Annotated in this window: 17 protein-coding genes and 7 tRNA genes; 22 read left to right on the top strand and 2 right to left on the bottom strand. The window is 41.8% G+C overall.

The window, feature by feature from the left end; all coding sequences use genetic code 11:
• The first annotated feature begins 93 nt into the window (after positions 1-93).
• Positions 94-1,638, top strand: a complete 1,545-nt coding sequence (locus AC1U9U_RS02830; RefSeq protein ID WP_479959031.1) for an FAD-dependent oxidoreductase — start codon at positions 94-96, stop codon at positions 1,636-1,638.
• Between the two features lie 768 nt (positions 1,639-2,406).
• Positions 2,407-2,595, top strand: coding sequence for a hypothetical protein (locus AC1U9U_RS02825; protein ID WP_479959030.1), 189 nt, complete (start codon positions 2,407-2,409; stop codon positions 2,593-2,595).
• Between the two features lie 363 nt (positions 2,596-2,958).
• Here the strand turns inward: AC1U9U_RS02825 and AC1U9U_RS02820 are convergent, their stop codons facing one another.
• Complete coding sequence (locus AC1U9U_RS02820) at positions 2,959-3,084, bottom strand: hypothetical protein (protein WP_479959029.1); 126 nt, start codon at positions 3,082-3,084, stop codon at positions 2,959-2,961.
• A gap of 114 nt (positions 3,085-3,198) precedes the next feature.
• Between AC1U9U_RS02820 and AC1U9U_RS02815 the strand changes: the two genes are divergently transcribed.
• The 18 genes from AC1U9U_RS02815 to AC1U9U_RS02730 all read left to right on the top strand — a co-directional run bounded on the left by AC1U9U_RS02815 (position 3,199) and on the right by AC1U9U_RS02730 (position 16,565).
• Positions 3,199-3,516, top strand: coding sequence for a hypothetical protein (locus tag AC1U9U_RS02815; RefSeq protein ID WP_479959028.1), 318 nt, complete (start codon positions 3,199-3,201; stop codon positions 3,514-3,516).
• A gap of 241 nt (positions 3,517-3,757) precedes the next feature.
• Positions 3,758-5,035, top strand: coding sequence for a glycosyltransferase family 2 protein (locus tag AC1U9U_RS02810; RefSeq protein WP_479959027.1), 1,278 nt, complete (start codon positions 3,758-3,760; stop codon positions 5,033-5,035).
• A gap of 43 nt (positions 5,036-5,078) precedes the next feature.
• Positions 5,079-5,954, top strand: coding sequence for an agmatinase (speB, locus tag AC1U9U_RS02805; RefSeq protein WP_479959026.1), 876 nt, complete (start codon positions 5,079-5,081; stop codon positions 5,952-5,954).
• A 286-nt stretch (positions 5,955-6,240) separates the two neighbouring features.
• Positions 6,241-6,316: transfer RNA gene (locus AC1U9U_RS02800), tRNA-Val, on the top strand.
• A 15-nt stretch (positions 6,317-6,331) separates the two neighbouring features.
• Positions 6,332-6,407, top strand: a tRNA-Asp gene (locus AC1U9U_RS02795).
• A gap of 5 nt (positions 6,408-6,412) precedes the next feature.
• A tRNA-Phe gene (locus AC1U9U_RS02790) sits at positions 6,413-6,488 on the top strand.
• A 5-nt stretch (positions 6,489-6,493) separates the two neighbouring features.
• Positions 6,494-6,568: transfer RNA gene (locus AC1U9U_RS02785), tRNA-Gly, on the top strand.
• A gap of 7 nt (positions 6,569-6,575) precedes the next feature.
• A tRNA-Cys gene (locus AC1U9U_RS02780) sits at positions 6,576-6,649 on the top strand.
• Between the two features lie 14 nt (positions 6,650-6,663).
• Positions 6,664-6,752 (top strand) — tRNA-Leu (locus tag AC1U9U_RS02775).
• 5 nt (positions 6,753-6,757) lie between these two features.
• Positions 6,758-6,834, top strand: a tRNA-Val gene (locus AC1U9U_RS02770).
• A 393-nt stretch (positions 6,835-7,227) separates the two neighbouring features.
• Entirely contained in the window at positions 7,228-8,265 is a 1,038-nt protein-coding gene (locus AC1U9U_RS02765; RefSeq protein WP_479959025.1) for a TRAP transporter substrate-binding protein, read from the top strand.
• A 62-nt stretch (positions 8,266-8,327) separates the two neighbouring features.
• Positions 8,328-8,855 carry a TRAP transporter small permease gene (locus tag AC1U9U_RS02760; RefSeq protein ID WP_479959024.1) on the top strand — a complete coding sequence of 176 codons (528 nt, stop codon included), beginning with the start codon at positions 8,328-8,330 and terminating at the stop codon, positions 8,853-8,855.
• Positions 8,852-10,135: a TRAP transporter large permease gene (locus AC1U9U_RS02755; RefSeq protein WP_479959023.1), complete on the top strand. Its 1,284-nt coding sequence runs from the start codon at positions 8,852-8,854 to the stop codon at positions 10,133-10,135. Before AC1U9U_RS02760 ends, AC1U9U_RS02755 begins: the two co-directional genes overlap by 4 nt.
• A gap of 55 nt (positions 10,136-10,190) precedes the next feature.
• Entirely contained in the window at positions 10,191-11,297 is a 1,107-nt protein-coding gene (locus AC1U9U_RS02750; RefSeq protein ID WP_479959022.1) for an isocitrate/isopropylmalate family dehydrogenase, read from the top strand.
• A 21-nt stretch (positions 11,298-11,318) separates the two neighbouring features.
• Positions 11,319-12,494 carry a M24 family metallopeptidase gene (locus AC1U9U_RS02745; RefSeq protein WP_479959021.1) on the top strand — a complete coding sequence of 392 codons (1,176 nt, stop codon included), beginning with the start codon at positions 11,319-11,321 and terminating at the stop codon, positions 12,492-12,494.
• A 131-nt stretch (positions 12,495-12,625) separates the two neighbouring features.
• On the top strand, positions 12,626-13,960 hold the full coding sequence (pyrC, locus tag AC1U9U_RS02740) for a dihydroorotase (RefSeq protein WP_479959020.1): 1,335 nt from the start codon (positions 12,626-12,628) through the stop codon (positions 13,958-13,960).
• Positions 13,961-13,973: 13 nt separating this feature from the next.
• A complete protein-coding gene (gene mdh / locus AC1U9U_RS02735; RefSeq protein ID WP_479959019.1) occupies positions 13,974-14,936 on the top strand; it encodes a malate dehydrogenase in 963 nt (320 codons plus the stop codon).
• A 60-nt stretch (positions 14,937-14,996) separates the two neighbouring features.
• On the top strand, positions 14,997-16,565 hold the full coding sequence (locus AC1U9U_RS02730) for a nitrilase-related carbon-nitrogen hydrolase (protein ID WP_479959018.1): 1,569 nt from the start codon (positions 14,997-14,999) through the stop codon (positions 16,563-16,565).
• Positions 16,566-16,620: 55 nt separating this feature from the next.
• Here the strand turns inward: AC1U9U_RS02730 and AC1U9U_RS02725 are convergent, their stop codons facing one another.
• Positions 16,621-18,366: a PucR family transcriptional regulator gene (locus AC1U9U_RS02725; protein ID WP_479959017.1), complete on the bottom strand. Its 1,746-nt coding sequence runs from the start codon at positions 18,364-18,366 to the stop codon at positions 16,621-16,623.
• 302 nt (positions 18,367-18,668) lie between these two features.
• Here AC1U9U_RS02725 and splB point away from each other — a divergent pair, with 302 nt between their 5' ends.
• Together splB and AC1U9U_RS02715 are read left to right on the top strand one after the other, a co-directional pair.
• Positions 18,669-19,697, top strand: a complete 1,029-nt coding sequence (gene splB / locus AC1U9U_RS02720) for a spore photoproduct lyase (RefSeq protein WP_479959016.1) — start codon at positions 18,669-18,671, stop codon at positions 19,695-19,697.
• Between the two features lie 157 nt (positions 19,698-19,854).
• A complete protein-coding gene (locus tag AC1U9U_RS02715) occupies positions 19,855-21,606 on the top strand; it encodes an ATP-dependent metallopeptidase FtsH/Yme1/Tma family protein (protein ID WP_479959015.1) in 1,752 nt (583 codons plus the stop codon).
• The last annotated feature ends 19 nt before the right edge of the window (positions 21,607-21,625 follow it).

The following is a 21,625-nucleotide window of genomic DNA, read 5'->3' as shown; positions in this document are numbered from 1 at the left end:
GGGCAAGATAATAACACTTTTAAAAAGGCATTGTGTTTAGTAACTAAGCAATATCACCCTTGTGCAAAGCCCGAAAAAGGAGTGTCTAAGCTCATGCAAGTCCATCACGAAAATGAGAAGTATTATTTAAAAAGGGGCCTTGAAACGCCACCGTCTTATTGGCTGGATTCTACTCCCAAAACTAACTTCCCCCCTTTAGCGGGGGATATTTCTGTCAATGTGGCGGTAATCGGCGGGGGCATGGCCGGAATCAGTTCAGCTTATCTACTTGCCCAGGAGGGTTTAAGGGTTGCTGTCCTGGAAACAGATCATATTCTCCATGGCACCACAGCCTACACCACGGCCAAACTTACTTCCCAGCACGGATTAATCTATGCTCAAATAAGCCGGCAAATGGGAGAGGAAAAAGCAAGGCAATATGCCGAAGCCAACGAATCCGCCATTGAGTTCGTGGCGAAGTTGGTGGAACAAGAGAAGATTGAGTGCGATTTTAGCCGCCAATCTGCCTATATCTATACCCAAGAGGATAAATATACTGAGAAGCTTGAAAAGGAATTAAAAGCTGCCAAGGAATTGGGTATAGATGCCCATTACGATACCAAGCTGGCGATTCCCCTATCCGTCAAGGGGGCTTTGCGTTTTGATAACCAGGCTCAGTTTCACCCTCGCAAATATCTCCTTGCCCTTGTGGATATGATCCAAGCAAAGGGTGGACATATCTTTGAAAACTCCAAAGGGGTAGATGTCCGGGGAAATGGCCCTTATACGGTTATTACAGACCAAGGGAAGAAAGTGACCGCCGATTATGTGATCGTAGCTTCTCATTATCCCTTTCATATCCTGCCGGGGCTATACGTGGCAAGGATCTATCAGGAAAGGGCCTACGCTGTGGTAGTTAAGGCCAAGGAGTCTTTTCCCGGCGGCATGTATATAAACGCTGAAGAGCCGGCCCGTTCCCTACGGGGCTTACCCACTGCCGATGGTGAAAGGATTCTGGTTGTGGGGGAAAGGCATAGGACCGGCCATGGGAAAAACCTAGTTGAGCATTATAAAAACCTTATGGAATTTGCCCAACAACTTTATACAGTGGAAGATTATCCATATTACTGGTCCACGCAAGATTGTTCGACCTTGGATGATGTTCCCTATATTGGTCAGGTTAGCAAGGATAGGCCCAATATTTATCTTGCCACGGGATTCCGCAAGTGGGGAATGACTAATAGCACCGTGACCGCAATGCTGATTCGAGACCTGATTGTTAAAGGTGAATCACCTTGGCAGCCTGTTTATGATCCTGCTCGGGAGGTGACCTTAAGTTCTGCGGTGAACTTTGTTGTCAATACATCGGAGCTGGCTTTTGACCTTGTTGCCGGGAAGCTTATGCGTGGTAAGGAAAACTATACCCTAAGCCCGGGGGAAGCGGTTATTGCCAATAAAGATGGTCAGCGGGCGGGAATTTATATGGACCCGGAAGGAGATCTCCACATGGTAGATACGACCTGCACCCATCTGGGATGTGAAGTTCAGTGGAATGACGCGGAGTTATCCTGGGATTGCCCTTGTCATGGCTCCCGCTATGATATTGATGGGAACCCAATTGAAGGGCCGACTTTGAAAGCGTTGAAGCAATTGAATTAAGCTTTTCAATTGCTTTATGGGAATCTGTCGAAGTGTACTTGTAAAGAAACTATAGATGGCTGCAACCTTAACAGGTGGCAGCCATCTACCAATCATGGATAAATTTAATTATAATAGTTAGTTACGTTTTTAACAAGTTTAAGGCATTTTAAGCATAGGCTAAGGTAAAGCAATATAAGAAAATATTGAGAGGAAGAGAGGGGAGGAGTTTTCTGAAATCTGGAAAGATTTCATATTTTGAAGCAGGGTTTTTATGGTCAGTGCCGAATTAATATAGCGATGAGGTTTGGACCTAATCGGGATGCTGTCGTAGACCAACGACAAGAAGTAGCCCAGTAGGTAACTGGACTAAAATATAGGAAAGGAGGGTGTTTGCACCCCGAGTATCTCCTACCCCAAGTCGGCAGGGAAGGGGGGATTTCGTGTGCAGAACAAATATAATCTTAACTCGAAATCAATAATTTTTATCCTGGTTGTGGTTGTCGCAGCAGTAACAATCGTTGTCTCTGTTGTAACCTGATTGGTTATGATGAAAGGCTGCCAATTATCTTATCTTTGGAGATGAGGTCGTTGGCAGTTTTTTGTTGTTGGCTTATCAGAAAGTATAAGTATGCGGGCGCATAAGGGCAACCAGCGGCCTCGCCTTCGCTAAAGCTCGGCGATGCCGGGTTTTCTTTAGAGTCAGTGCTTTATTTTTAAATGACAAGCATTGTGGAGTCAGGTAGAATTGAGATATGTAAAGGGTTTAGGAGAGGGGGATAAAATAATATGAAGATGAATATCTGGTATGTTTTTGTTGGGATTGTTTTTATTGTGGCCGGGATCTATAGGATTGTATCCGGGCATATAATTCCCGGATTAATTTGGATTGTGATCGGTATTTTATTTGGGGTATTAGCTCGTTTTAGTAACAAGGAAGAAAGTTCAAAAGGTAAGAAAAGCAACAAGAAAAAATAGTTTTTGAAACTGTGCAGAAGATATAGAATATTTTTAGTTTTGTGATATTATAATGATAAATAATATCAATTAGAGACAACAGATACACTAGGAGATGTGAAGGTTTTACATTAACTCTTGCAACATATCAACATGTCATCGAACTCCCCAATATCAAAGGAAGAGGAGGGATCTTGCATGCTCGATAAGCTGCATCTGGACGTAAAATCAGGTTTATTTGTTCTGGCACTTTTAGTAGTTACAGTGCTAACTATTATGGCCTTTACTGGGTGAACCACCATTGACTAACGTAAAAAGACTGCTCTTAATCTATTGCAGATTATGGGCAGTCTTTTTATGTGCAACAACTGTCAGTTAGATCAACTAAAGTATGTTTTCTTTATCAGGGTGCTTTTCTTTTTCATGAAGAGTTGCTTCGTACATTAAACGGAATTTCTGGTTACAGAAATCGCAATGGAAGGATTTACCGTCATCTGAGGATCTAGGCAAATGAATCCACCTCCTTGGCAAAATTGTATCCAAAAAGTGGAGATTTTATACGGAAAAGGTCAAATTCTCTAATTCAGTATTATTACATATTCTGATAGCAAGAGGTGAATTATTATGCTTAACCGCTTTGTTCGGGAGTTAAGAATCGAGTTTTATTGGATGAGAAAAGAGCTAACCCGTCGCTGGCGGTTAGATACGCCTATAGGTATTGTTGGTGTAATCACTGTACTTTCCGGGTTGGGGCTTTTCATGCTCATTGGTCAAGGTATTGCTAAGGTCTTTCGAGCAGCCATCCCCTGGGTTACGGGAACATCTGTGGGTACAATTTATTGGTCTTCTATCGGATTTGCACTAAAAGCAAGCTTTATGTTCTTAGTTTTTAGTGCATCTATGATAATCTTACTTTGGTTAAAAACTCACTACCGGCGTTAAAACACAAAATTTGCTAAGGATAAGGTTAATAAATTGGTATAAGGGAAGGATATTTTTCATATACATGCCTAGGACAAGCATAATGGATACTTATTTCATGTAGAGCTTTAATCCGCTTAGTCATAGGGAAAATTCTGTCCCAATATTATCCCGACATTAGACTTTTTTATTAGACATGTTTCGCCTTGCGTCTAAAAAAAGGCTATGATATTATTGTTAAGGTTAAAAGGAGGTAGGGAACATGGATATCTTGTCTAGTGTTACCGGTTCTCACTTATTCAATATGATTATGATTCCTGTTCAGGTCATTATAATTTTTATGACTTTTTATTACTTTATTCTTTCTCTTTTCGGCTTATTTCGAAGAACCGAGAAGAAGATTTTGACACCAGAAAAAAGCTTTGCTTTGGTGGTTGCAGCGCATAACGAAGAGGCGGTCATTGGTCCTTTGGTGGAGAATCTTTTGAATTTGGATTATCCGAAAGAATTATATGATGTCTTTGTTGTAGCCGATAACTGTACGGATAAAACGGCCTTAATCGCTAAAAATGCCGGGGCCCTTGTCCATCAGCGTTTTAACAATGAAAAACGCGGTAAGGGCTACGCTCTAGAGTGGATGTTCTATCGTTTGTTCAAACTTGAACGCCAGTATGATGCGGTCATTATTTTTGATGCTGACAATCTAGTTAATGAAACCTTCCTTATAGAGATGAATAGCAAACTCTGTCAAGGGCATCAGATCGTACAGTGTTACTTAGATTCTAAGAATCCTTATGATACATGGGTTACTAACACCTTCTCCATAACTTTCTGGCTTTCCAACCGTCTTCTCCAATTGGCCCGTTATAATACCGGCTTCCTTAATAACGTCTTGGGCGGGACGGGGATGTGTATATCCACAAAAGTGTTGAAGGATCTTGGTTGGGGGGCAACCTCTCTAACTGAGGACTTGGAATTTACCATGAAAGCCTTAGTGTGTGGCATTAGGACGACTTGGGCTCATGATGCCATTGTTTATGATGAGAAGCCCCTGACCTTTGTCCAAGCCTGGAACCAACGGAAACGCTGGGCACAAGGTCAAGTAGATGTAGCAGGGCGGTACTTCTTTCCCCTGATCTACAAGGCCTTCAAGGAACGCAAAATTATGTATTTTGATGCAGCGGTCCATTTGTTCCAACCCGCTTTGGTTATGATTGCGACCTTCTTTATGTTTACTAATTTAATTTCTGGATCGCAAGCCCCCTATGTTCAAGTCTTTAGCGTTGTTATGCCCTGGTCAGGCTGGCAGATTCTTTCGGCGATTCAGCTAGTTTACCCAGTAGCAGCCTTGGCTCTTGAACGCCTACCTTGGCGAGCCTATGCGGGTTTGATTCTTTACCCCATATTTATCTACAGTTGGATTCCTATCGTATTCTTAGGATTTGTTAATCGTAAGGATAAGTCTTGGTCACATACTAAGCATACTCGTTCTATAACTTACGATGATGTGGTGAAGGAAAAGAAGGCCTCTTCCAATTAGGTTACGATTACGGGTACGGTGTCTTTTAGAAAGCGGTGAAATAATGTCGAAAGAAAGTCTTAAGCAGATGACAGAGAATCCCGGTGTTTTCATGGGCGCAGATGCTCCTTATGAAGAGGCAGATGCAGTAATTCTGGGAATTCCTATGGATTATACGGTGAGTTTTCGTCCGGGGACTCGTCTGGGCCCTTTAAGTATTCGCAATGTCTCCATCGGAATTGAGGAATATAGCGTATACTTGGATCGGGATCTTTTGGACTATAATTACTGTGACCTTGGGGATTTGAGTCTTCCTTTTGGGAATGTAGAGAAATCCCTGCAATTGATAGAAGCTGCCTCACGTCAAGTCGTGGAAGATGGTAAGTTCCCAGTCTTTCTGGGGGGAGAACATCTCGTTACCTATCCTTTAATCAAACCCTTCATCGACAAATACCCGGAGCTAAGGGTGGTACATTTTGATGCACATGCGGATCTGAGGACGGATTTTTCCGGTGAGACTAACTCCCATGCTACTGTAATGCGTAAGATTTCTGAGGCTTTGGGACCTAAGCGGGTCTATCAGTTTGGCATTCGCTCCGGCACTCGGGATGAGTTTCTCTTTGCCAAGGAGCATAATCATCTTGTTGTTGAAGAAGTACTGGAACCGCTTAAGGAAGTGTTGCCTGAGCTGAAGGGTAAGCCTGTCTATGTGACTTTGGATATCGACGTAGTAGATCCGGCCTTTGCCCCTGGTACAGGAACTCAGGAAGCAGGGGGATGCACTTCCCGGGAAATCATTAAGGCCATTCATGCCTTAGGAGAGCTTAATGTAGTGGGCTTCGATCTGGTAGAAGTATCGCCGGTGATGGATAGCAGCGAGCGCACGGCCCTATTGGCAGCGAAAATCGTGAGAGAAGCGATTCTTAGTTTTGTAAAGTAAGATGGCGTGTCATCCCGTGCATATGTGAAGGATCTTTTCTGGCCGGGAATTTCAGAGAAGCCTGCCATGCCGCTACGTAGCACCAGTGGATAATTAAAACGGACAAGGAATCTTGCTGGTAGTTTTGGAGAAACTTATATATCTTGTGATACAAGTTAATCCGGTAAGAATAATGAGTAAAATTGAGCATAATGACTAATGTTGCTTAAAATACCAAAAACAATTAATACGAAAACCTTTGACAGAAAAGCGTTTTTTGTGTATACTAAAATTCGTCAGTTGACGCGGGCGATTAGCTCAGCTGGGAGAGCGCCTGCCTTACAAGCAGGATGTCGGCAGTTCGATCCTGTCATCGCCCACCAAACTTAACATTGTACGGCCCCGTGGTGTAGTGGTTAACATGCCTGCCTGTCACGCAGGAGATCGTCGGTTCAAGTCCGATCGGGGTCGCCACTCTTGCCTTGGTAGCTCAGTCGGTAGAGCAGAGGACTGAAAATCCTCGTGTCGGCGGTTCGATTCCGTCCTAAGGCACCATTCATGCGGGTGTAACTCAGTGGTAGAGTGTCACCTTGCCAAGGTGAAAGTCGCGAGTTCGAATCTCGTCACCCGCTCCATAACTTTGGCGGCATAGCCAAGTGGTAAGGCAGAGGTCTGCAAAACCTTTATCCCCAGTTCAAATCTGGGTGCCGCCTCCAAAAACGTTAATTTTGCCGATGTGGCGGAACTGGCAGACGCACGGGACTTAAAATCCCGCGGTCCTTAAAGACCGTACCGGTTCGATTCCGGTCATCGGCACCATTTATGGGTTTGTAGCTCAGCTGGTTAGAGTACCGCGTTGACATCGCGGGGGTCGGAGGTTCGAGTCCTCTCAAACCCACCATACAAAGACAGACAAAGCACCGTTTAAGACGGTGCTTTTTTGTGTTATTTACGCTACATTTCCAGCACTCCCTGGTTCCCATCATCCTTATATATTACCACATTTGTGAAATGAATAGCAATATTTTATACTCCGCAAAATAAAGCCTATTCCCCATTAACAAATTAGCTAGCATATTTTTGGTTCTTAGCAATAATTAAATCTGAAAATTTTTAATGTATAATAAACGCATGAGTTAAAGAAATCAATCCTTCGTAATGTTTATTTGGTGAAAATTTAGATAAGGAGGAATGTCCTTAAAATTATTTGGAAGAATGCCTTTAAAGTCTAAATGCGGTGATCCTAATTGTTGCTTTAAGAATTAAAAGTTGGAATTTTAGGAGGTAATTATTGATGAAAAAGGTGTTGGGGTTAGTAGTAGCCCTTGCTTTAAGTCTTACTTTCACCGGGTGTGCAGCAAAAAGTACAAGTGAAGACACTGGTAAAACAGGGTCAAATGAGAAGCAAATTGTCATGAAAATTGGACATACTCAAATTGAACAAAGTCCCCGTCATGCAGTGTCGCAAAAGATTAAAGAGTATGTAGAAAAAGAAAGTAACGGCAAAATTGCTGTTCAAATTTACCCGAACTCACAGCTTGGTAACTCAAAGGAACAAGTTGAGGGTTTACAAACAGGGTCAATTGAAATGGTTATCTTCCCAACCACTTCAGTAACGGATTTCCAACCGATCTTCACTTTACCTGATATTCCCTATCTTTTCCCAACTGATCAACAAAAGCTCTTAGAACTTTATAAAACGGACGCTTTTAAAGCATTCATGGCTGCAGGTGACGACAAAGGTTTTAAGGCCTTAGCCCCCTTGTTTGAAGGCTATTCAACAATTTCCTCTAAGATGCCTGTAACTGAAGCAAGTCAATTAAAGGATATGAAACTTCGAGTTATTGGTAGTTCGATTGCCGGAAAATATTATACAAACTTAGGTGTTCCACCCAATGTTATTGCGTTTTCTGAAGTATATACCTCCTTACAAACAGGACGTATCAATTCCTTAGATATTCCTATCTCTCAAATGTATGAAAACAAGTTCTATGAAGTATGCGAAAACATGACAGAAACAAAGCATTTTGCCTTAACAAGCTTTGTGATGGTTAATAAAAAATGGTATGATGCTATCCCCGAAGATCTCCAAAAGATTATTGCTGATGCTTCAGAAATGGCAGCACCTGCAGCGGCAGGTGTCGTTGACGCTACAACAGAAAAAGCCAGAACTGATATGCCAGGGGTTCAATTCCTTCAACCCTCTGATGATTTAGTTAATGCACTCAAAGAGCAAACCAGCAAAATGGAAGAAGAATACGTAAAAACTAACGGAGATCAAGGCAAGCAGATTCTAGACGGAATTAAAAAGGCGATTGAAGAGTTAAACTAAAAGAAGTCTAATTAGGGGTTGGGCGCAGCCCAACCCTTTAAATAACGGAAGGAGAGATATTGGTGAGTGATACCGTAAAAGACTCATCCAAGTATAAAGTTTTTGTTGCACTCGATAATCTTCAAACCAATATTGAAAAGGGTGTAGTATCCATTGGTTTGATTTCTGCAACATTAATTTTATTTATTAATATCTTGTATAGTGCAATCGCTGGAACAACCGTTCCTTGGGCATCCGAGGTAACACAATATCTTATGGTTTGGGTTATCTTTATCGGTGCAAGCCTGCTGATGAGGTCTACAGGACATGTAACCATGGATTTGATTGCAAGATTTCTACCTAAGAAAGTGGTCTTGTATTTAGATATCGTTATTTACAGTATTGTCTGCGTTTTTTTGACTTACTTGGCCTATCTCGGTTGGAATATGACTCTCGATGTATATACAACTGGACAAACTATGACGAATGTCGCCCTATCTATGGCGTGGGTTTATCTAGGCTTTCCCGTTGGGGTATTCCTCATGGCAATTAATGCACTAAAGCTTGTTATTATTAAGCTTGGACAAGCGATCGGAGGGGAAATAAATTGACAACAGGTGTATTTTTGGTAATCATGATGATCGCTCTGTTATTCATTGGCTTTCCCGTGTTTGTAGCTTTAGCTATGCCTGCAGCGTTAGCTATTTCCCTTTTCATTACAGGGGTAGAACCGACTATTGTAGTTCAAAGGATGATCTCAGGTGTTAACTCCTTTACCTTGTTAAGTCTTCCCTTATTTGTGCTGTTGGCTGATATTATTGCCAGAGGTGTTATGGGTGACAAAATCATTAATTTGACTAAGGCAATGGTAGGCCATCTCAAAGGTGGAATTGCCATAACAGTAGTTCTTGCTTCCCTTGTTTTTGGTGCCATATCCGGATCGGGAACGGCATCAATGTTAGCTCTTGGTAGTGTCTTCCTTGTCGCCTTACGGCAGGGGAATTATGGTGATATTTTTTCTTATGGACTTATCAGTACCAGTAGTAGTTTATCTTCGTTAATTCCTCCCGGAGTTGCCATGATTTTATATGCTACGATCACCGGAACGTCAGTACAGGACGTATTTTTGGTCGGACTTAGCATGGGGATAGTTTTCGGTGTCATCTTAGCTGCCTATGGTGTCTTTTATGCGGTTAAGAATAAGATACCTGTAATTGGCAAGTTTAACTCGAAAGTCTTTTTCAAAAGCTTAAAAGAAGGTTTTTGGACTATTTTAGCACCAGTGCTAATTTTGGGTGGTATTTATGGAGGGTTCGTTACCCCCACTGAAGCTGCCGCTTTAGCTGTTGTATACGCTTTAATTATCGAAGTGTTTGTTTATCGTTCCTTTAAGCTTAAAGAAATCTATGGAATCGCTATTGAGTCTGCTAAGACCAGTACCATGATCTTAGTCTTAATATCGGCAGGAACAATCATGTCCTGGGTTATGACCATTGCCCAGATTCCGCAAACAGTTGGACAGTTGCTCTTAAATGTCCCGGACTCGATGGTTTTACTGATTATTACCGTAGTGTTTATTACTTTGGGTATGTTCATCGATGGCTTCTCCGCTATGGTCATCATGGTACCGATTCTATTCCCTGTTATTCAAAGAATGGGAATGGATCCCGCACTATTCGGTTTGCTGATTGTTTTAAACACAGCTATTGGAACAAACACCCCGCCCTTCGGCATCCATATTTTCGCAGGTGTGGGCAAATTCAATGTTAGCTATTTAACTATGGTACGAGCACTTATGCCCTTTGTTATCCTTAGTATGATAAGTTTATTGATTTTCACTTATGTTCCTGAAGTAGCTCTGTGGCTACCTAACCTATTAAAACTTATGTAATTGGGTGTGTAGGTAAACTTAGATTTAGATATTAGCACCGGGAGGAGGAAGACACATGAAAAAGTACAACATTGCGGTAATTCCTTTGGATGGAGTGGGTAAAGATGTAATTCCGCTGGGTGCCAAAGCAATGCAAAAGGCCCAGGAGGTACTTGGTGGATTCGAATTGGATTTTCAATACTATGATGCAGGCGTTGAGTATGCAGTCAAAACCGGCAAGATGTGTGAGGATAACTTAGGGGAAGAGGTTGCTAAGGCTGACGCTATGCTCTGCGGTTCGGCAGGTCACTATGATGTAGAGATGTCGAAGTCTGAATATCCAGGATATAAGACCGGTATGCAGGTTCTTCAATTCTTGCGCAGTGGCATGGGAAATAGTATCGGTTTGCGCCCCCTAAAGCTTTTAAGAGGCATTGAATGTCCGCTTAAGAATCGCGAGGAAATCGATGTACTTCTTGTGCGTCAGCTCGCTGAGGGATTTTATATTCGTCCTGGTCATATGATCGGTGAAGATGCTGCTTATGATACTATTGTTGTCACCCGTAGAGTAACCGAGAAATTTGCTGACACCTGTTTCAGACTTGCTCGCGGCCGCAATGGCCGTCGTCAGGATGGCAAAAAGCTGGTGACCTTGGGCAATAAACATGGGAACGTTACCAGCTTCGACTTCTATCGGAAAATTTTTACTGAGATCAGTGCCAATTATCCGGATATTGAGTTGCAGTTCACCCAGGTCGATGCCTTGGCTGAGCATCTGATTAAGGATCCGGATCGCTTTGACGTCATCGCTTGTGAGAATATGATTGGCGATATTATCGGTGATATCGGCGCATATATTACCGGCGGTATGGGTGTTACCCCTACGGCAGATGTCGGCGGGGTTACTCCGCAGTTTCGTCCCAATCATGGCACCTTCCCCCGTGCAGTGGGTAAGGGATTTGCTAATCCTTTTGCTAGCATTCTCACCGCTAGTTTGTTGCTGGACACTATCGGTAATGACTGCGGCGATGAGAATATAAGAATGGGTGCTAAGCTCATTCAGAAAGCTGTGGAATACAATTTAACTACTGGTGGGCCCAGAACGAAGGATTTCGGCGGAAGTGCCAACACCTTCGAGACGGCCGAAGCGGTATTCAAAGCAATAGAAGTAGTAAAAATTTGATGTAAAGGGGAAAGATTAAAAATGGTTAAAATTGAGCATAATGTTCGTTTTCAAGGTAGACCCTCAAAGGTAGAGATGGAACGTCGCTGGAATCTAGCTAAGGAATTTATGAAGGAGCGCGGGTTAGATTACGTTGTAACTCAGGCTAATGAAGGTGTCCTCTGTCAATATGTTCGCTGGTTTGCGGAGGTACGTTCCATTCATTACACTTACCTACTTTTCGATAAAGACGGTGCGATGACTATGATCAGCCACGGCGGTGCAGGTGGCAAAGCAATAGCTTGGGAAGTCGGTCTGACTAATAACATTGCAATCCCCGTCTTCAACAATGCCTGTTACGCGGACTCCTTTGCAGCAGAAAAAGCTGTGGAAGTTATCCAAAAGAAAGGCTGCGAAAAGCTTGGCTTTATCGGGATGAATCTTATCACAGCAGGTTTCTACAATAACCTTCTCAAAGGACTGCCTGGCGTAGAGACTGTCGATGTTACCGATGAGTTTGATTATCTAGTTGCAGTCAAATCCAAAGAAGAGTTGGGTTTTTTGCAGGATGCCTGTGACATGCACGATGCCGCAGCTTATGCTATTCCTTCACTAGTATACGCTGGACGCTTAGAGCGTGAATTCGGTGCTGACCTTCATCGCTTAGCTTTGTTAATGGGTGCAGATGAATATCTTGGAAACCTCTTTGTTTGTTCATCACGACTGGCGGGACCTATGCATCATGTCCATTATCAGAACAAGATCATTGAAGAGGGTGACGCTCTGAACGTCTTGTTTGAGGTGCCTAATCTGGTCGGTTATTACGCCGATCTTCATCGCTACTTCAATGTTGGTGCACCTGCCCCCGAAATGGTAGAGGTTATGGCCGCAGGAGAAGTACTCCAAGATTATCTGGCTGACCTTTGTAGACCTGGTGTGAAAGGGAAAGAGGTCTTTGCGGCTTGCAACGAATGGCTGACCAAGAACGGCTTTGACCCTGAAATCCGTTTGTGTGGACACGGTCAGGGATACGGGCTCGTAGAGCGTCCCTATTTCGATGCCTTTGATGACATGGTACTCCAAGAAAACATGTATCTTGCTATTCATCCTACAGTAAAAGCTAAGGGTGCTTCTGTTCAGATCGGTGACAATTTTGTAGTGACTGCTGAGGGAGCAAAACGTATGACTAAACATCCTCGTGGATTAACCATTATTTAATGTAATTGATATAGATTTCAATTCAAATTTAAATAGAGGAAGGAAGGAGCTTTAGGTTGATGTGCCTCAAAATTCCTTCCTCTAAATTAAGGTGGAAATTATTAAAATATAGACAACTAGGAGTGGAACTTATGTACGACATTCAAATAGTCAATGCAAAAATTCAAACTGAACAAGGTCAGGTTGAAGGTTGTTTAACAATTAACAACGGAAAAATCGAGGCAATAAGCTCTTCTCCTTTTGGAAATGCTAAGCAGACCATTGATGCTAAGGGACTTTTAGTGTTACCGGGATTTATTGATGAACACGTGCATTTTATGGATCTAGGGGAATCTGAGCGTGAAGATTACATTCATGGTACTACTGCGGCAGCAATGGCTGGAGTAACAACTGTAATTGAACACACGCATAGTCGCCCGATCCTTAAGGTTGAGGACTTCGCTAAATATAAGGAGTATTTTGAACAAAGAGCCCTCGTAGATTTTGGCTTTGCTGCCCATATCTGGCCAGGTCAATATGATGAATTGGAAAAGCTCTGGCAGGAGGGTGTATCATACTTTAAGATGTTCACCTGCACAACTCATGGTGTTCCCGGACAAGATAATGCAAGCCTTTATGGTGCCTTTTCAAAACTTGCTTCCTTTGGCGGACGAGTTTTGGTTCACTGTGAAGATGAAGCAATAACGGCAGAAAATGAAAAAGTTCTCAAGGAGAACAACCGTGAAGATGGTCATGTAATCCAGGAATGGCGTTCCAAAGATGCAGAAGCTGTTTCTGTAGCAAATGTATGTTTTATTGCTAAAGAAACAGGAGCCAATGTAACAATCGCCCATTTGAGTAATCCAGATGTAGTTCGTATGGTTCAAGAGGCAAAAGCAAGTGGGGCTAACGTAACTTCTGAGATTTGTCCGCAATATTTATACCTTGAGGAAAATACCCTGGCAGAGAGAGGGTCCTTTGGTAAGTTTACCCCTCCATCTCGTTCAGCCCAAGAAGCTGAGGAATTGATGGAGCTAGTGGGTAATGGTGAACTTGACATTCTTGCTTCGGATCATGCCCCTTCGACTAAGCAGCACAAAAGTTCAGGGTCAATTTGGAAAACACCCTTTGGACTACCTGGTATTGATACCACAAGTGCGGTAATGCTGACAGCCGTAAACAATAATAAACTTTCCCTGGAAAGATTTGTCCAAATGTATTGCGAGAATCCAGCGAAGGCACTGGGGCTTTACCCGAAAAAAGGCTGCATTCGAGTGGGAGCAGATGCGGATATTGTATTAGTTGATATGAACAAGAAGTGGACTATTCAGGATGAATCAATTCATTCTAAAGCTAAGTGGACGCCCTTTAACGGTTTTGAATGCACCGGTAAACCTGTCATGACTTTGTTAAGAGGTCAAGTCATTATGGCTGAAGGCAAATTATTAGGAAAACCAGGAGACGGCAAATACGTGGAGCGTGCCTAAGGAGGTCGATTTCATGGCGAAAATATCCGTGATCGGGGCTGGGTTCACAGGTACAACAACCGCTTTTATGTTGGCTATGAAAGAGTTAGGCGATGTTGTTTTACTTGATACCCAAGCAAACGAAAATCCGACCAAAGGGAAAGCACTAGATATTATGGAGGCCAGCCCTTTGACCCGTTCCAGTGTTCGGGTAATGGGTACCTCGAATTATCAAGATACTGCTGATTCAGATGTAGTAGTTATTACGGCCGGTATTGCTCGTAAGCCAGGAATGTCACGTAACGAACTGTGTGATATTAATGTTAAGATCGTGACCAGTGTAGTCCAGCAGGTTGTTCAATATTCACCGAATAGTACGCTGATCATTCTTAGCAATCCTGTTGATATTATGACGTATATTGCTTTTAAGGAGTCAGGGTTTGAACGGGGTAGAGTTATTGGGCAATCAGGAGTTTTGGATTCGGCACGTTTCCGTTATTTCGTAGCTGATGAACTTAATGTATCTTCCGAAGATGTAACCGGGTTTGTCTTGGGTGTTCATGGGGATGATATGATCCCTCTAGTACGCTATTGTACTGTTCACGGGATACCGATTCAGCAATTATTACCGGAAGAAAAGATTCAGGAAATTATTGAACGGACTCGTCATGCCGGTGGGGAAATTGTGAATTTGCTAGGAAACGGCAGTGCTTATTATGCCCCTGCTGCTGCCTTAACAGATATGGTAGAGTCGATCTTGATGGATAAGCATCGCGTAATGCCTTGTATAGTTCACTTAGAAGGTGAGATGGGCTATAAAGATCTGGTCCTGAATGTTCCAGCTGTCATTGGCCGACAGGGTGTTGAAAAGGTCTTACCCATTGATTTACTACCGGATGAAAAGGAATTAATTGAGCACTCTGTTACATCGATAAGACGTGGGATTGATTCGGTTTTGGCGGGAAAGAGCAGCAAAAAATACAGTTTAATTAGTTAGATTTCTAGTCGGGAAATGTGTGTTGCTTAAAGGATGTTTCTAAGTAAAGGGTGATTATATATGAGATTAGCATGTTTACAAGTTGAGGCTCAAGCTTGGCAAGACTCCGATAAGGCCTGGGCTGAAATAAAAAAGTTAATTCTTGAAGCAGCTCAAAACCATGACTTGCTTATAGTTCCGGAGAGCGTATATCCGGCCTACTTTTTAGCTCCCTTTGACAAGCCGGAGTATGAAGAATCAATGGAAAAGATATTGGACGAGATAAGCGAAATCAGTAAGACAACCAATACCTATATTGCCTTTGGTTATGCTTACAAGAATAAAAATCTAGCCAGTCTTTTCAATCCTGATGGGAAGGAGATCGCGAGAAAATCGAAAAGCAATCTCTGGCATTTTGACAGAAGATGGTTCACACCGGGACCGGAAGTCGTTACGGCAGATACGGAATTCGGCAAGGTTGGTCTTATTATCTGTGCAGATGCACGCTTACCAGAATTGGTTCGCAGCGTAGCCCTGGAAAATGTCAAGCTGATTATAGACTTGGCCAACCTCACGGCAACGGGACCAGAAATTGAAAAACTGAGTAATGCCCAAGTTGACTATATGCTGGCTACCAGAGCCCGGGAAAATAAAGTCTGGTTAGCGGTTTCCGATAAATGGGGTGTGGAGGCAGACTCAGTTACCTATGCAGGCCGCTCCGCTGTTTATAGCCCGGATGGAACCTGTGTTGCCCAAGCTCCCTCGGATAAGAATATGATCGTATCGGTAGAAATTCCTACAGATGCGAAAGGCGAGATTCAATGTGTTGCTGATGAGGAGCTACCCGTTAGGCGTCCGGACTTGTATGGGATTTTAACCACTGAAACAACAGGGCTACCTATTTATCGTTACTTGACCGAACCTGTTGTCCCTGAGCTTTTAACCCCATTCGTCACGGTAAGCAGTTCAGTCACTGACGGTGGCTCTATGGATACAAGAATTACCCATGTTAAACGCCTTTTGGAGTTAGGGCCAAAGCTCATTGTCTTACCGACAGTAACTGGTGAAGAAGAAGTTACACCATATCAAGGCTTATTAGAAGCGGATCAATTCATGGCGGTAACTGATTTTACTGATGGCCAAACAAGAACCCGTTTAATCAGTAACAAGGAAGTCTTAGCCAGCTATCTTACAAAGGATTCTGTTCCTCAAAATGATTCTACTAACCCGGAAAATGAATTTCCTGTGGTTGAAGATCTACCAATTGGAAGAATCGGTTTCCTTCACGAAAAAGAGATGTTGTTACCTGAAGCTGCCCGCTGCTTAATGCTTAAAGGGGCCGATGTAGTCATTTGGCAACATGGAATGTCCTTTGCAAAGGCAGCTCCTTTAGCCCGAACTAGGGCTGCGGAGAATCGAATTTTTATTGTTGCCGTTTATTCTGGCGTTCTCGGTGATTCCGCTGATGCGGCTAGCTTTATTGTCGATCCGTCAGGAAGTATTATCGCCTCGACATTGCTTAACAAGTCGCTTCATGCGACAGGGACTTACTGCAATTTGTGCAACGCACGCTTAAAAGCAGTGGTTCCTGGTACTCACCTCGTTCTTGATCGGGAACCAAGTCACTACGAAAAGTTAGTTCAAAAGTGATTATGAGACAGGTTCGGATGCTCCCATTATTTATGGGTAGCATCCGACCCTGTCATTATACTTCAGGCAATGAAGGAAGCTTTTTGTCATTGTCTAAGGTTTGACCCTCGTAACAAAATAATTCCTTGAGGAAATCATTGGCTTCTAAAGCGAATAGATATGCCATCTTGAATTCTGGGAGATCTAAGTCGTGTTTAATAAGTTGTTTTATTTTCTTAATCCGATAGGTTACAGTATTTGGATGGACAAACATTTTCTTGGCTGTCTCTTTTACTATACAATCACATAAGAGGAATTCGTGAAGGGTTTCTAATAGCACATCGCCATTTTTTGCATCGTATTTTTTTAGTTCAAGGAGGAGGTCGTCACAAAAGTCTCTTATTTTGGCGGTATCCTGAATCATAGAAATAATGCGATGAATACCAATTTCTTCGAAAAGAAGCACGTTACCTCTCCTGCTCTTACATTTTTTTGCTACAGATAAAGCCGTTTTCGCCTCTTTAAAGCTTTTTCCTACTAGTTCTGGTTGAGGATAGGCTCCGCCAATCCCTATACTAAATTTATCTTCGCCAAATTGCTTCGATAATTCTTCCAAGGCATTTACCATAGCTTCTTTAACTAGCGAATTTACTTTCTCCACCTGATTAGGCTGAAAGGACACCAATAAAGTAAATACTGATCCATTATTACCAATAATCACTTGATTGAAGTATTTGTATAGGTGTTTGTTGATAGTCATAGTTATGAGATCTTCAGAGCGTTCCCAAAAATAATTGTTTTCAAGATTGGGTTCGGCATAGTCGATAAGAACGGCAACCATAGGGTTAGCTAAATTTATATTAAGAAAATCATATTCAAAGACAATTTGCGTATGAATCCGCCCATGAATAATGTCCTCAATAAGGGCCAAGTTCTTTTTTCTGTACGTTTGCTGGTTCAAGTATTGTTTCATCAATTGAAGGGCGATGGAAGTGGAAGAATTTCTTAATAACATAAGATCTGTGGATGAGTAAGTTTGATGGCTTTCTAACAAGGAAATAAAACCGTAGATTGTTTTGTTTGAAAAGATAGGGATCATATAATTCCTCTTCTTTTCTAAATTCGGCATTTTAATATTATTTTCTAGATGTTTGTTTTTTTCACCGCTTTTTACTGCTTTATAAAAGTTGGACCTAATAATATTTTGCCTGAAATCTTCGTTGATTCTTTCCTTTAAAATTGGAGAATCGAGGTTGGATTGGCCATCTCCTTCTAAATTACTTACCGCAATCACGTTAAGTTTTGCATCCTCTATGATGATAGTATTTCCCACTAATTCGGAGATTTTATTGACAATGGTCTGGATGGTGTTGTTTTCTAAAACGAGGTCGATTAAATTCCTTTGAACATCCTCAATATGCTGCATTATTTTTATCCGTTGATTCGTTAAATAATCCATAAAGGATTCAATGATTATCGGCCATGTAACCTCATGATCCAGTTCGATGATAGGAAAGTTATGCTTATTGGCACATTCGATTATGCTATTAGGCAATACCCCAAGGAAGCGACTGGTCTTAATTGCTAAAGCAGATGCTCCGTTCACTATCAGACTTTCAACCCATTCGCTTTGTTCTAAACCTGTGTTACTAATAAAAAACGCTGTCGAACAAACAAGTTCGCCTCCCCTTAACCATTTGGCGGCATCCGGAACTTCGGCGATGGTTATTGTTGTGACCTCCCGCGACAGACCGTTTTCGCCAGCCAAAATTTTATAGTTTTGAAAAACGTCAGCTCTTAGGACATCTTGTATTGTAATCATATAACATCCTCCCTGTTGAAAATCCTAGTGCAAAGGGAATTATATTTTTGCCAACTAAAAAGGTATTATATTCTCAGCTCAAAAAACGCAAGTGATCACAAGGGCTGAGAGAAGGTGGCTAACGTGCGTGGAAGCGGGAAAACTAATACTAATGCTACTATTCGACAAAAAATGATTTTTCCCTTGGAGAAAAAATGCTCTTTACTTTTGTCTTTAAGTTTTTGGATATCAACTATATAAAATCATAATAATAACTGAAGGATCGAGACTAATAATCTGTTACTAAAGTGGAGAGGTGTATAATGAAATTATTCATGCCTAAACGTGTCATTTTTGATCCTTCCAGTCTTGAATACCCTCTAGGTAAGGAAATATATAGTTTTTTCCAGGATAAACCTGTGGAAATCATTAAGGCTTCCGCTAGAAGTGCAGCGCGATATATTCCAGGTAAAACATCTGCTGAAAAGTATGCAAACTCAAAGAGAACTATTTTGTTTACGGTAAACAAGATAAAGAAACTTGATGTCTGCAGGCCATCGGCTGACTATCAGTTTTCCTTAGTGAGCAATTGCCCTGGTAATTGTGAATATTGCTATCTTCAGACTACGCAGGGGACATATCCTTATATAAGGGTTTTTGTAAATCTTGAAGATGTTTTTGATTTAATCAAAGAGCATATTAAAGAAGATGAAGCTAAAATAACCACCTTTGAAGCGGCGAGCTTGGGGGACCCTCTAGCTTTGGAGCATATCACCGGAACCCTTGCCAAGACGATAGAATTTTTTTCAACTCAAGAAAATGCTAGATTAAGGGTGGTCACGAAATTTAGTAATGTCGATTCTCTTTTAAATCTCCAGCACAATAAAAATACTGATTTTAGAATAAGCATAAATTCTAGTTATGTTCTGGGTAATTTTGAACATAATACTGCAAGTTTAGAGGAGAGAATAGAGGCCATTACTAAACTAGCAAATTCGGGTTATCCGATTGGATTTTTAGTAGCCCCGATAATGATTTATGAAAATTGGAAGGAAGAATATATCTCCCTTTTTGGGAAACTTGAAGAGCATTTAGGGCCTGGGCTCTGTCAGCAAGAGTTAACTTTTGAATTGATTCAGCATAGATTTACAGAGGTTGCTAAAGAATTAATCGTTGAAAGATTTCCAAGGACGAAGTTGGATATGAACGAGGAGAATAGGTCTTTAAAATGGGGTAGATTCGGGAGATTTAAATATGTATATCCGAAGGAGCAAGCCGAAGATATTAAAAAGTTTTTTACCTCATTAATAAACAAGAGGTTTCCAAAAGCAGTTATTAAGTATTTTACGTAGGTTAAGCTGCTTCTGTAGGTAATTAAGTTGTTTCGGCTATATTCTTTTAAAAGAAATGGTTTTAAAAGAAATAGCTTTTTTATTTTGTAAACCAATTGATAATTACTCTAAGTTGTTATATAATGTTACAAAATTTTCGAAAGAGTGGGGTAATTAGGTGAAGGAGTTCTTAAAGAAAAATTGGGAATACATAGTCCTAATTGTTGGGCTAATAGTAGTATTGCCGGTTATATTTGTGCTTACGTCAGAATCAAGTACGGATAGGGTTAGTTTTAATGAATTTTCGCAAATGGTTGAAGATCAAAAGGTAGCCAGTGTAGTCATTAATTTAGAGTCGGGGAAGTTTCATTTTTACGATAAACAAGATACAGCTTACATTACAGACAACCCTAAGGAAGAGAATTTTAAACGCTACCTTCTAGATAATGAAATAGTAGTAGAAGAGACGAAGAAATGGGGATTTTCCCCGGCGATTATCCTTGCCTTGGGTCTTCAAGTTATTTTGATTGGGGTACTATTGAAAAAAAGTCAGGGTGGTTTCTCTTTTAACTCCTTAAGTAACAAAGCTATAGAAGAAACTTCAAACGTTCCCAATACCAGAATTGTCAACATAGCTGGAAACGAGGAAATTCTTGATGAGATTCAAACCTTGGTTGAGTTTTTAAAAAGTCCTCAGCACTATAAATCCATGGGGGCTAAATTGCCGAAGGGAATTATCCTCTACGGCCCGCCGGGGACAGGAAAGACCCTTACCGCCAAAGCCATTGCCGGAGAAGCGGGTGTGCCCTTCTTTTCGATGAGTGGTTCTGATTTTGTTGAGGTTTATGTGGGGATGGGTTCACGCAAGGTTCGTGATCTATTTAAAAAAGCTCGGGAAAAATCTCCTTGTATCGTATTTATCGATGAAATTGATGCGGTTGGGGCGAAGCGCTCCGCCTTTAATAATAGTGAGCATAACCAAACCGTTAACGCCCTCTTGAATGAATTGGACGGCTTCGACGGTTCAGAAGGAATTGTGGTAATTGCCGCAACCAACCGCTTAGAGGATTTAGATGCTGCCTTGATTCGTCCGGGACGTTTTGACAAGCACCTTATGGTCAACCTACCCGATCAAAGGGCGCGCTTACAAATCCTAAAAGTATACGCACAGAATAAAAAGCTGGCTGAAGATATTGACCTTGAGCATCTGGCCAAGCAAACCATTGGCTTTTCGGGGGCGGGGTTAGAATCTCTGCTCAATGAAGCAGCAATTATGGCCGCTAATAAGCATCAATCCATCATTACTTTAGAAGATATTGATGAGGCATACTTTAAAACAGTGATGAAAGGTAGTAAAAAGAAATTTAAGAATGAGGATCTCCTGCACAAGCAAATTGTAGCGTGGCACGAAAGCGGGCATGCTTTATGCGCCAAACTTTTGACGGACATGGAGATCCCCAAAGTTTCTATTGTCCCCTCCACCTCTGGGGCCGAAGGGGTTACTTTTATAACGCCTAAGAAAATGGGACTATACAGCAAACTAGAATTGCTTAACAACGTTAAAATCCGTTATGCGGGCCGAGTTGCTGAATATCTCCTGCTTGGTAAGGAAGATTCCGTCACGACAGGAGCCGCTAACGATATCGAGCAAGCAACTGCCCATATCCGAGAAATTATCGTTACTTATGGCATGCATTCTCGCTTTGGCTTGCTTTCCCTAAAGGAGCTGCAGGTGAATGCGGACTTAGTCATTCTTGAGGAAGCCTCAAAATTAGCTCTTCAATTGTATGAAGAGACACGGGCTCTTCTAGCTGCAGAAAGGGGAACTTTGGAGCAGATTGCTAATGCCTTAATTGAAAAAGAAAACCTGAGTGAAGATGAGCTTGACCAAATTATCAAGGAACATGCTGCTATTAAGAAAGTTTCTTAGCGGAAATAAAAATCGGTCT

It is taken from the genome of Desulfitobacterium sp. (genome assembly GCF_982384815.1).
This window is presented reverse-complemented; position numbering and strand designations above follow the sequence as displayed.